Annotated in this window: 12 protein-coding genes; 10 read left to right on the plus strand and 2 right to left on the minus strand. The window is 32.0% G+C overall.

Annotated elements, in window-relative coordinates; translation table 11 throughout:
• Nucleotides 1-259 precede the first annotated feature (259 nt).
• From KQA_RS0215990 to KQA_RS0216010, 5 genes are all read left to right on the plus strand, one after another.
• Complete coding sequence (locus KQA_RS0215990; RefSeq protein ID WP_157366739.1) at nt 260-715, plus strand: hypothetical protein; 456 nt, start codon at nt 260-262, stop codon at nt 713-715.
• 443 nt (nt 716-1,158) lie between these two features.
• Complete coding sequence (locus KQA_RS0215995; protein WP_040396464.1) at nt 1,159-2,031, plus strand: DUF5777 family beta-barrel protein; 873 nt, start codon at nt 1,159-1,161, stop codon at nt 2,029-2,031.
• Nucleotides 2,032-2,054: 23 nt separating this feature from the next.
• Nucleotides 2,055-2,606: a YceI family protein gene (locus KQA_RS0216000; RefSeq protein ID WP_010182542.1), complete on the plus strand. Its 552-nt coding sequence runs from the start codon at nt 2,055-2,057 to the stop codon at nt 2,604-2,606.
• Entirely contained in the window at nt 2,603-2,998 is a 396-nt protein-coding gene (locus KQA_RS0216005; RefSeq protein ID WP_010182543.1) for an OB-fold protein, read from the plus strand. The genes KQA_RS0216000 and KQA_RS0216005 overlap by 4 nt, the downstream gene beginning before the upstream one ends.
• Nucleotides 2,980-3,843, plus strand: coding sequence for a YceI family protein (locus KQA_RS0216010; protein WP_010182544.1), 864 nt, complete (start codon nt 2,980-2,982; stop codon nt 3,841-3,843). The genes KQA_RS0216005 and KQA_RS0216010 overlap by 19 nt, the downstream gene beginning before the upstream one ends.
• Before the next feature lie 97 nt (nt 3,844-3,940).
• On the opposite strand, the gene KQA_RS0216015 is transcribed toward KQA_RS0216010, so the two are convergent.
• Both KQA_RS0216015 and KQA_RS20360 read right to left on the minus strand, forming a co-directional pair.
• Entirely contained in the window at nt 3,941-5,980 is a 2,040-nt protein-coding gene (locus tag KQA_RS0216015) for an alkaline phosphatase D family protein (RefSeq protein ID WP_010182545.1), read from the minus strand.
• Nucleotides 5,981-6,276: 296 nt separating this feature from the next.
• Nucleotides 6,277-6,435 carry a hypothetical protein gene (locus tag KQA_RS20360; RefSeq protein ID WP_157366740.1) on the minus strand — a complete coding sequence of 53 codons (159 nt, stop codon included), beginning with the start codon at nt 6,433-6,435 and terminating at the stop codon, nt 6,277-6,279.
• 810 nt (nt 6,436-7,245) lie between these two features.
• Between KQA_RS20360 and KQA_RS0216030 the strand changes: the two genes are divergently transcribed.
• The 5 genes from KQA_RS0216030 to KQA_RS0216050 all read left to right on the plus strand — a co-directional run.
• The gene (locus KQA_RS0216030) at nt 7,246-8,100 is read left to right on the plus strand and encodes a UDP-2,3-diacylglucosamine diphosphatase (protein WP_010182546.1); all 855 of its coding nucleotides are present in this window, start codon (nt 7,246-7,248) and stop codon (nt 8,098-8,100) included.
• 3 nt (nt 8,101-8,103) lie between these two features.
• A complete protein-coding gene (locus KQA_RS0216035) occupies nt 8,104-9,120 on the plus strand; it encodes a glycosyltransferase family protein (RefSeq protein ID WP_010182547.1) in 1,017 nt (338 codons plus the stop codon).
• Nucleotides 9,120-10,475 carry a GH1 family beta-glucosidase gene (locus KQA_RS0216040; protein ID WP_010182549.1) on the plus strand — a complete coding sequence of 452 codons (1,356 nt, stop codon included), beginning with the start codon at nt 9,120-9,122 and terminating at the stop codon, nt 10,473-10,475. Before KQA_RS0216035 ends, KQA_RS0216040 begins: the two co-directional genes overlap by 1 nt.
• Before the next feature lie 69 nt (nt 10,476-10,544).
• A complete protein-coding gene (locus KQA_RS0216045) occupies nt 10,545-10,979 on the plus strand; it encodes a deoxycytidylate deaminase (RefSeq protein WP_010182550.1) in 435 nt (144 codons plus the stop codon).
• 1 nt (nt 10,980) lies between these two features.
• Nucleotides 10,981-12,533: S41 family peptidase (locus KQA_RS0216050; RefSeq protein WP_010182552.1), on the plus strand; the 1,553-nt coding region annotated here is incomplete at its 3' end.

Genomic DNA, 12,533 nt, shown 5'->3' on the forward strand with positions numbered 1-12,533 from the left:
AAAAAGATAATCAGCTAAAATTATTTTAATGCCTCGTGGGCTTGCCCCGAGGATTATTTACGTAGAGGACTATTTTTGAATGACACATTCTAGTATGTAAAAACCTTGGTAATTATGGTTTTAATTTATTTTTCTTACAAAAAATGCAGTTTCTTTATTTTTTTATGGCTAATGAAATACGAATAACAAAAGTATTGTGTTAATTAGTATTGAAAATAACACAAACTTAAAAACTCAATTCGATCAGCTTATTATTTTAATGAAAACAATACTACCTTTATTATTTTTTACTTTTTTTTATATTAAAATGAACGCTCAAATAGATACCTTTTCATGTTACAAATGGGAAGGAGTCTCAAAAGAAGGACATTTTATTTATGGGATTGCAAAAACAAAACCAGAGGCCGAGTATATTATTGAAGATTTTAATATTAGAAATGCCAGAACTCAATTTAAATTATCTTTTTTCAACATTAAAAAAGGGAGCTTAAGTGCGGCAGCCTATCATTTGTTTACAAGCCAATACCCGCGAAAATATAGAGTGTTGACAAAATTTGATATAGCAGCCATGCATATTTATGAAATTTCAAATTTTGATAAAGCAGCCTCCTACTTAATTGCTAATTCCAATAAAGCTGAAAATACAGCAAAACAATATTTGCAGCAATTATTAAAAGAGTATAAAATCTACAGATTACACGAAAAAGGAATTTAACCTACATCATAAAGCGTAAACAAAACAGCAGCGAATTAAAGTTTTGTTTAGACTCACTTATTTAACTAAATTTTAATTGATACCTACTTCTTACATGTGGGGGAATTGTTATGCGTCAAATTATTGTTTGAAATCAAGGATTTTGATTGATAATAGGCTTTAGAACGAGCAAGATTTAAATACACTCAATTATATGCGATATCATGTTCAACCTAATAAAATGACCTTTTGATTAAAAGTTTTTTCTCATGTATTTAGAGGAAAATACAAGCTGTATGATAAGCAGATTAAACTATGTAGGAAAAAAAGGGATAAGCATCACTGTAAGAATTGAAGCATAAGAAATTTAAAATAAAAACGTTATAGTTCATGCTCAACAGTCCTAATTTAAGTTACATTTTTTAAAGATGTAAAAACAATTAAAGACTTACATTTTTAATTCAATGAAGTGTCTATTAACTATTCTCCTATCAACTTCTGTTTTTTTTAAAGTGGTTGCTCAGGATAATGATATTTTTGATGAACTTGATCAAATAACAACTAAATCAAATGATGAAACTATTGCAACCTTTAAATCAACACGGGTTTTATTAGGACAATCCACCGAGCGCGTTAGGAAAAAACAATTACATTTTAGAGTTTCTCATGTATTTAGTAAAATAGTAGGGATTAGTAATTTTTTTGGACTTGACAACCTAAACAACATGCATTTTAGTTTTGAATATGGAGTTACAAATCATGTTCAATTAGGAATTTCTAGATCAAATAAACCAGATAAAACATATTCTGGGACTATAAAACTTAGCCTATTTCGACAAAAATCAGGTACGCGTAGTTTTCCTTTATCCATAACATATAATGGAGGGGTAGATTATAAATCTAGGGAGTACACTCCTCAAAAAAGAGATGAATACCTAGAAGGAAGGTTTGATTACATAAATCAACTTTTAATTAGCAGAAAGCTAGGAGAAAAATTTTCATTTCTAATAGCTCCTATTTGGGTGCATATTAACTTAACAGATGCATTTGAGGATCCTAATGATATATATTCTGTAGGTATTGGTGGGCGTTATTTAGTATCACGTTCATTGTCCATAAATGCAGAGTATTACTATACGATTCCAAGCTTTGATACGCACTCATCAAAAAAGGATACGTTATCGGTAGGGTTTGATGTAGAAACAGGAGGGCATGTATTTCAATTGTTTTTTACAAATGCTTTTGCATTACACCCAGGCAAGTTTGCTATTAACCAAAGTGGCGATTTTTTTAAAAGGGATATAAATTTTGGCTTTAGCTTACTGCGAATATTTTAATAACAACTAAATCTTATATAATCATGAAAAATTGGATAGTAGCCCTAATAACACTGTTAGTGCTTTCCCCAATAGTAGCACAAAAAATGTTAACCAGAACAGGTGTAATACATTTTTCCTCCGAAACACCAATTGAAAAAATAGAAGCAGAAAGTGCTCAGGTAGCAAGTATTTTTGAAGTGACTGATAAAATGATTGCATTTAATGTATTAATGAAGTCTTTTAAATTTGATAAAGCATTAATGGAAGAGCATTTTAATGAAAAATATGTGCACTCCGACAAATATCCTGCAGCTAAATTTAAGGGGACTATAATTAATGATTTAGACCTAGCCAATTTGAATTTAAATGAATTTGTTCAAGTTTCAATTAAAGGCGAAATGCATTTTCATGGAATAAAAAAAACTATTCAAATTAATGGTAAAATAAAATTAAATGACAATAGTTCATTTGATTTTGAATGTGATTTTCCTTTAACTTTATCAGATTATAATGTGGAAATTCCTTCTTTAATTGAAGAAAAAATAGCTAAAGAAGTCATGATAGGTGTTAAAGCTAATTATAAAAAATCATGAAAAAGAAAATCATTTCTGGAGTTTTAGTCTTGCTTATAGGTTGCTTAATTTATGGTTTTTATAGGTATAATAAGCCGCCTCAAAATTTGGAAGATGTAAAAAGTGAATTATTCTTTTCTGCCAAAGAATTATCAAATGAGTTTGTCACAGATCAAAATAAAATAGCCAAGCAAATATCAAAAAAAGTAGTGGAAATATCAGGCGTTATTTCTAGTGTTGAATTTACAGCGCATAGTACTTTGGTTATTGTAGGGAAGAATATAAAATGTGAGTTTCAAAAAAAGCATGAAGATTTAGTTGAAGGGAAACAGGTTTCTGTAAAAGGAGTCTACGGAGGCTTTGATGAATTGTTTAATGAAATCAGTCTTATAAAATGTCAAATTACAGATTAATATTAATTTACCTAATCGGTATTTTTTTTAATATCGGTTGTGTTTCCGAAAGTTCGGATAAGCTATTCCCTTCAAATGATGCTGAAGCTAGAGTTATTTTTGATGAACAACTGAGTACTATTTTAAATACAAAGTGTTTAAGTTGCCATAATTTTCATAGCGAAGGTTCTTCGCGTTATGATAGTTTTGACAAAACAAAATCGGCTATTAGTAATATTATAAAAAGAATTAACGCAACAGACAATGCCATAATGCCTCCCCTAGGAGAAGCTGTTTTAACTACAGTAGAAAAACAGGTTTTTGAGAATTTTTTAAATATACTAAATAGTGAGCCAGATGTGAATGCGGAAGCATCTAAATGCACTATTTTTTGGACAGCATACAAATACCAAAATTTTGATACCAGAGTGGGGGTGTCTGGAACTTTTGATGAGGTCTTTTATAATTTAAATAACAATGCCGAGAAAACAATTGATTTATTAGCTAACGCGAATATTATTATTAACACAGCTTCGGTAAATATTGATGATAAAGAGGGAGTGAGAACAACTAATGTGAAGAGTGCATTTTTTGCTTTTCTTGAACCCACTATAACAGGTAAGGTTATTGAGTATAATGAAAAAGAAGCTGTAGTAGCATTATCGTTAAATGGAATTAACAAACAAATGGTATTTGAGGTTACAGAAAAGGCTGATCAAATACTATTAAAAGGGAAAATAGAAGATCTAGGTTTTTTTAAATGGGATCAAGCTTTTGATGAATTAAATAAAGTTTGTGGCGAATTTCACGAAAATAAGTTGTGGCCTGACATTGATATTAAAGTAAGTATTTCCAGAAAAGAATAATATTAGTTACAACTGTAATTAGCGTTTATGTTTTTAAAAGCCACTCAAAAGGGGGGCTTTTAAAAACATAAGACATTTTGTGTAATTAATGATGTTGTTACTTAACTAAAACTTTTTTAGTGGTAGTAAACCCTCCAACTTCAAAAACCATAAAATAAATATCAGGAGCTAAAAAGTTTAATTTAAAGCTATTTTTAAACATTCCAGCAGAGGTATAATTCTTGTATAGTTCTTTAATAAATTTACCATCAAAACCAGTAATAGATATAGTGAGCTCGTTTGGTGTAGTTAATCCAAATTGTAAGCTAAGTTCCTCTTTATTGATGTTTAATGGGTTTGGGTATAATTCAAAAATAACGATGTTGTCGTGTTTGTTAATTGAATCCGTATTTAAAGTATTTATGGGTATTGCAGGAGCAAGTTCTGGTTGTACAATTTTATTTTGGCTAATACTAGTAGCTTTTTGTAATCTATTTTCGGAAGCATTTGAATACCAACTTTCGCCTGTAGTTTCAGAAGTACTAGTTGGATCAAAAATATCAGTAAAAAACCAATCCGCTTGTACGCTCTTGTTAGTTAAGTCTAAAATCATATACCCATGCTGATCTAAATCATTATATTTTAGGTGAGGATTTGGGTTAGGATTTCCAAGAGCGGGGATAGGTAATGGAGTGTTTATTTGAAATTCAATTCCTGCAGCAGCTGTAACACCAATATTTTCATCAAAATTAGCAGAAGTAATACTAGGTGTAGCAAATTCAACGGCTACCGATCCTGCTCCAGTTGCGGGGTTGTAATTAATACTTGTAGGTGCCCCTTGGCTAAATACAGAAGGTCTTTTTGCAACATCAAAGGCAAATGTACTATGAAAATCGCCAGTTAAAATAACCGTATTATCAATATTATTATCTGTAATGTAATCAATAATTAAATCCCTCTCGGCAGGATATCCATCCCAAATATCTAGAAAAATACTTTCTAGTTCCTCGGCGGTTTGTGGTGCTTGAGCAGCCCAGCCTACATTAAACTCAGAAAAAATTACTTGATTAGCAATTATTTTCCATTTAGCCTCCGAGTTGTTAAGCTTTCCAAACATCCAATTGCGTTGTGGTGTGCCCAATAAAGTTCTATCAGTCGCATAAAGTGCAGCATCGGTAACATCAAAAATTTGTTTATCTCTTCCTTCAAGTCTAGTGTCAATAGTAATAATATCAGCCAATTTTCCGTATTGTATTGTTCTATTTATTTTAAAATTAGCTTCATCTCTAATAGGCATCCATTCAAAATAAACTTGTTTAGAGATTGATTTTCTAGTTTCCCAATCACCTTCGTCTTTACCTTCTTCATTATGATTTTCAGCCCCATCGGTATATGAATCATTAGCACTTTCGTGATCATCCCAAATGGCAATAAATGGGTGTTGTTGATGAGCGGCTAATAGATCTTTATCTAATCGGTACAAAGAATAGCGCATTCTGTAATCTGCTAAGTTTAAAATTTCAGTATCTGGGATATTTGCCCTGTCTTTTCTACTCTCGTCATATCCATAAGTTCCCTCTCCAGCCCCATATTCATATATGTAATCCCCTAAATGTATTACCGCATCTAAATCTTTGCGCTCACCAATTTTTTTATAAGGATTAAAATATCCTGCTTGGTAGTTTGAGCAAGAAACCACAGCAAAGCGCAAATGATCAAGAGTATCGGTACTGGAAGGAGTAGTTCTTGTTCTTCCAATAATGGATTCCGTTCCCAAAGCTTTAAAAGCATAATAATAAGTAGTTGCTGCGCTTAAACCAGTAACATCAACTTTAACGGTATAATCTTTTTCGGCGTTTGTAGTGATGGATCCAGAGTTTACAATGTTAGAAAAATTAGTGTCTGTTGCAATTTTCCATGTTACTTCAATAGCTTCATCAATTTCAGGAGTAACTCGAGTCCAAATAATTACTCGATCTTCTAATGGGTCACCAGAAGCAACTCCATGATAAAAAGGTTTTAGTAAAGGATTAAAAGACAAAGCTTGTTCTGTAGTAGTAGATTTTAGGGTACTTCTTTGGTAATTAACTTGTTGTGAATTTATTTTTGTGCTCGCTATAAATAAAAGCACTACAAAGGAAAAGTAAAAACGCATCATAATTTTTTTTCTTAAATGTAAAGGGAGTCATTTAAGTAGGTTTTAATTTAATATCAAGAAGTGTACACTAAAAGATTACCAATTACGATATACATGTTAGGGGGATGTAAATTTAGTTAAGAAGTAGAACAAAAGTGTTATTTTTAATTTTAGTAGAAAGAACTAGGCTATAATCTTTCTGAATTGATATAAGTAAAGACTACAAAATAGCTTTAATTAAACCCGGATTATGCAATAGAATTTCAATACGGAAAAGATTTTCTAGTGCATAATTCGGGTTAAAGTTATAAAAGCCGTCAAATAAATAAGAAAGGTTCATTATCCTCTTCATCTTCCTCCTCGTCTTTTAAATGAGTTTTTGGGTATAAAGTATGGCTTACTTTGTTAATATATGCTAAAGCTCCTTTTGTTAAGCTGTTATCGATTTTTGCTAAAATGTTGGTTAACGTTTTCATTGTAATATTAATTTTTGAGATTGGTTTTATAAATTGGTATAAAAAAAAAGACACCCTTTGGAGGTGTCTTTAGCTTTTTTAGGTTATATGTAACCTTAAGTTTTGAGTATGACACCTTTTTGGAATAGTATACGAGCGCGCACCATAATTGATGGTTTACAGGCTGTATGTTTTTTCAGAGAATAAAAAGTTTGATAAGTCATTAGTAGTAATTTTAGTTAGTTTATGTTTAGGCAATAAAAAAAGCGTCCATTTTTAAGTGGACGCTTTTGGTGTTATGTAATTTGATTTGATTTGTTTAAAATTTAAACTTAGGGATTACAATACAACGTCCTGATATAATGGATGTAGACCATCATAGATCTGCGGTTAAGCAGTGAACACTTAATAATAGTGTTAAAGGCGATATGTTGTACTGTGTTGTTCATTACTAATACAAATATGCTGATTTTAAATTAAATAGCCATATTAAATTTTATTTTTTCTTAGTGGGAGATTAATTTGTGTAATTTAAATATAATTAACTCAAAATTAATGTTTTGTGAATTTTATAATAACATTACAGGGTTATATTTAAATTAGTTTAATTCTAAAATAGGTTGAGTTTTACACTTGTTTAATGTAGTACAAAAAAAGTGGTAGTCTCAAGTAAAGCGTTTTAGAATAAATAGCTGTAAAACTTTATTATATGAAAAAACGACTTCGCTATTTTAAAGACATCATAATTGAATTATTCATTTTTAGCTTTAAAAATTACTACGCTCCTTTTAAGTATAAAAAAATTAATTCCAATCGATCAGTTGCTACTATATGAAAAAACGTGTAGTTGAAGTTTTGGTGCTGTCGGATATACATTTAGGGACCTATGGCTGTCATGCAAAAGAGTTGCTATTGTATTTAAAGTCCATAAAACCTAAACGTGTGATTTTAAATGGTGATATAATTGATATTTGGCAATTTAAAAAACGATACTGGCCAAAATCACATATGAAAGTGGTAAAGCATGTAATGCAGTGGATTACCAAGGGGATTTCAGTGACTTATATTACAGGGAATCATGATGAAATGTTACGCAAGTTTGAAGGTTTTCAAATGGGGTCATTTAAAATAGTGAATAAGTTATTATTGAATATAGGAAATGAAAGCGCTTGGATTTTTCATGGGGATGTTTTTGATGTCACTATGCAGCATTCCAAATGGATCGCAAAATTAGGAGCAATGGGTTATGACTTATTGATTTTACTGAATAGTGGAGTAAATTATATGAGTAAAAAAATGGGTAGAGAACCTGTTTCTATGTCTAAAAAGATAAAGAATAGTGTAAAGTCGGCAGTTAAATTTATTAATGATTTTGAAAAAATAGCGGCCGATATAGCTATTGATAATCGGTATGACTATGTAATCTGTGGTCATATTCATCAACCCGAAATACGAAGGATTGAAAATGATCAAGGTGGTGTGATGTATTTAAATTCGGGTGATTGGATTGAAAATTTAACGGCCTTAGAATATAATGAAGGAGCATGGCAGTTATATGAGTTTGCAACTGATATAAGGATTAAAGGAATAAATAATATGGAAGTTGAATATCAAGAAGTTTTAGAAACTGAAGTGCTTTTTAAAAATATGCTTGAAGAATTTCAGTTGATGAAATCGGATAAATAAATTATGAAAGTCTTGTATGCAATTCAGGGAACTGGAAATGGACATTTAAGTAGAGCAAAACATATCATTCCAATTCTTGAACGTAAAAATATTGAACTCGATTTATTGGTAAGTGGGATACAGGCAGATATTCAAATTCCTTACGAAATAAAATATCGTTTTAAAGGCTTAAGTTTTATTTTTGGAAAAAAAGGAGGGGTTGATGTTTGGAAAACCTATTTGAAAGCTAATACCAAACGTATCCAAAATGAAATTAAAAGTTTACCCGTTCAAAATTATGATTTGGTAATTAATGATTTTGAACCCATTTCGGCTTGGGCGTGTAAATTAGCTCAAGTACCATGTATAAGTTTTAGTCATCAAGCAGCAGTACTTTCGTCAAAGGTTCCTAAACCCAAAAAAAAGGATCTATTAGGGCGGTTTATTCTTCAAAAATACGCACCTGCATCCAAACAGTTTGGCTTACATTTTCAATCTTTTGATGAAACTATTTTTACACCAATTATAAGGAGTGATATCCGAAATGCTACAGTAGAAAACGGAAAACATTATACCGTGTATTTGCCTTCCTATAGTGATAAAAAAATAATGAAGTTTCTTTCCAAAATAGAACAGGTGACTTGGCAAGTTTTTTCTAAACACAATAAAACAGCAGTAATAGCTAAAAATGTTTCCATTCAACCAATAACCAATAAAGATTTTGTAAAAAGTATGGCAAGTAGTATGGGAGTATTATGTGGTGCAGGTTTTGAGACTCCTGCGGAAGCTCTTTTTTTAAAGAAAAAATTATTAGTCATACCCATGAAAGGACAATATGAGCAACAATGTAATGCCGCAGCATTAAAGCAAATGGGGGTGCCAGTTTTAAAAGCATTAAAATTAAAACATTTGGATAAAGTGAAAAAATGGGTAAATACAAATGAGCGTATAGCTGTGGATTACCCCGAAATAACGGAGGAGATTATTGATTTGCTTTTAAGTCCGTATAGCATTACTTCACCAAAAGATTGTGCTGTTTAATGAATGAATTTGATTTAAAAATCGAAGATTTTGGTGACGATTTTCATTGGGGTGTTTCAACAGCAGCATATCAAATAGAAGGTGCCTATGATATTCATGATAAACAAGCTTCAATTTGGGATGCATTTACTTCCCGAAAGGGAAAAATATATAATGGAGATCATGGACGTGTAGCCACTGATTTTTATCATAAGTATAAGGAGGATATTGATCTGATGAAGCAGATGAATATTAAAAATTATCGATTTTCACTTTCGTGGTCTCGATTAATTCCTGAAGGGACTGGTAAAAAGAGTAGTCATGGTGTTACTTTTTATAATAAGGTGATTAATTATTGTTTAGAATGTGGTATTACTCCTTGGGTAACCTTATACCATTGGGATTTACCTCAAAAGTTAGAGGATAAAGGCGGATGGACAAATCGTAATATAATTCATTGGTTTGAGGAATATGCCAAGTTTTGTGCATTACAATTTGGTGATCGAGTAAAAAATTGGATGGTGCTTAATGAACCTATGGTGTTTACAGGAGCGGGTTACTTTTTAGGAGTGCATGCGCCCGGAAAAAAGGGAATGCGTCATTTTATACCAGCCATTCATCATGCTACATTATGTCAAGCTATTGGCGGACGAATTTTAAGGAGGAGAGTTAAAAATGGGTATATAGGGACTACTTTTTCGTGTTCGTATGTGGAGCCTTTTAGTACCAATAAAAGAGATGTTATTGCTGCAAATAAAGCAGATGCCTTATTAAATAGGCTTTTTATTGAACCTTCACTAGGGCTTGGTTATCCTGTAAAAACAATACCAGCATTAAGAAGAATAAATAGTTTTATAAAACCAGGAGATGAAAAGGATGTTATTTTCGATTTTGATTTTATAGGTGTTCAAGTTTATACCAGAGAAATTGTAAAGCACAGTTGGTGGACTCCTTATTTAAAAGCGAAAATTAGTAAAGCAACAGATCGTAATGTGAAAACAACAGTAATGGATTGGGAGGTATATCCGCCAAGTATTAGTAATATGATTAACCAATTTAATGAGTATAAAGCGGTGAAAAATATTATTATCACCGAAAATGGAGCTGCTTTTGAAGATAAAGTGGTTCGTGGAGAAATACAAGATTATGATCGATTGTCGTATTTGCAATCGCATCTGCAAAAAGTGCTTGAAGCAAAACAACAAGGAAGCAAAGTAAAAGGATACTTTGTGTGGACATTTACCGACAATTTTGAGTGGGCCGAAGGCTATTATCCTCGTTTTGGCTTGGTACATGTGGATTTTAAAACTCAAAAAAGGAGTCTTAAACTATCGGGTAAATGGCTGACTTCTTTTTTAGAATCGAAATCTGTGTAATGTGTTTAGGCTGTGAGTTGTTTTATTATTATTTTTGACAATTCATTTGTAGAATACCTAACTTGTTTTATGCCTAAACAAAAACAATTAAAATTTGATAAAGCCTATTTGCGTATTGCTCGAGAGTGGGGGAAACTTTCTCATTGTAAGCGAAAACAAGTAGGGGCAGTGATTGTTAAAGATCGAATGATTATTTCCGACGGTTATAATGGCACGCCTACAGGTTTTGAAAATCCTTGTGAAGATGACGAAGGCTTAACCAAATGGTATGTATTACATGCGGAGGCTAATGCTATTTTAAAAGTAGCAGCATCTACACAGTCATGTAAAAATGCAACGCTTTACATTACATTATCTCCTTGTAAGGAGTGTAGTAAATTGATTTATCAAGCAGGTATAAAGCGTGTGGTCTATCAAACACATTATAAAGATGATTCAGGACTAAAATTTTTAGAAAAAGCCGGAGTTGAAATTTCTCATATCGAACAAATAACAGTGAGCTAATATGTCATTAACCCGATCGGTATTATTAGTAATGATTGGGCTAAGCCTAGGTTTTGCTTTGGCAAAAAGGTTTATGAATGCCACAGGTACATTGGATTTTACTGCCAACCCATCTAAGGAAAAATTAAACAGATTAATAGATTATATTGATAATGTTTATGTTGATAATGTAGATACAGATAGCATTGTTGAGGTCACAGTAAAAAGTATTTTAGGAAAGCTAGATCCACATTCTACGTACATTTCAGCAAAAGATGCTACTTCGGTTGGTGAGCGTATGCAAGGGGATTTCATTGGGATTGGAGTAAATTATTATGTTTGGAAGGATACCATTGCTGTTATAAGCACTATTCCTTCGGGACCAAGTGCCAAAGCTGGAATTTTATCGGGGGATCGTATTCTAAAGGCAAATGAAGATACTCTATATGGTCCACGATTAAATAGAGATACTTTAGTAAGCAAGCTCAAAGGACCAATAAATAGTAAAGTAGATTTGTTGGTGTATCGCCCTCAAAAAGGAAACATAAATGTAAAAGTTACTCGTGGAATAGTGCCGTTGCAAAGTGTGGAGGCTTCATTTATGCTTACGCCTCGCGCAGGCTTCATAAAGGTCGAACGATTTTCCGAAACTACTTATGTGGAATTTAAGAAAGCTTTAGATAAGTTGATGCGTCAACATGAATTGACAAGTCTAGTATTAGATTTGCGAGGTAATGGTGGAGGCTATATTCGTCCAGCTTTAAAAATGGCTGATGAGTTTTTGGAAGATGATAAATTAATCATGTTTACAAAAAATCGTCAAGGAAAAATAGATAAGTCATACGCAACCAAAAAAGGTGATTTTGAAACGGGTCAAGTATACGTGTTAATTGATGAAAACTCGGCTTCTGCAAGTGAAATTTTAGCAGGAGCATTGCAGGATAATGACAAAGGAACTATAGTAGGTCGTAGATCATTTGGTAAAGGTTTAGTGCAACGTGAAATGGATTTAGGTGATGGTAGTGTAGTTCGTTTAACCGTTTCTCAATACTTTACGCCTACAGGTAGATCCATACAACGTTCCTATAAAAATGGAGTAGATGCTTACAATGAGGAGTATTTGAATCGTTACGATACTGGTGAGCTGCAGGATTCGACAAAAATAAAAGTAAATGATTCTTTGGTTTTTACCACTCCTAGAGGTAAAGTAGTTTATGGAGGTGGAGGTATTATTCCTGATGTTTATGTGGGTAAATCCAATGATAGGAATCAAGAAGTGCTTGAGTTTGCTGAATATTCTGGAGTGTTGAGCCGTTTTGTATTTGAAGAGTTGGATACAAATAGAAGCTTTTACAATACATTAAATCAAGAAAATATAATCTCTTTAGAAATTACAGATGTACTTTTAAGGCAATTTAAAAACTATGCGGTTAAAAGAGGTTTAGAGTTTTTAGGAGTTTCAATTAATGAACAAATAAAAATAGGGATCAAAGCCGAAATAGCCAAGCAACTGTTTTCGACAAACTTAAGCTATAAGTTAAAAGCCAAAACAGACCCTATGTTACAACGTGTGCT

It is taken from the genome of Aquimarina agarilytica ZC1 (assembly GCF_000255455.1).
GTDB lineage: Bacteria > Bacteroidota > Bacteroidia > Flavobacteriales > Flavobacteriaceae > Aquimarina > Aquimarina agarilytica.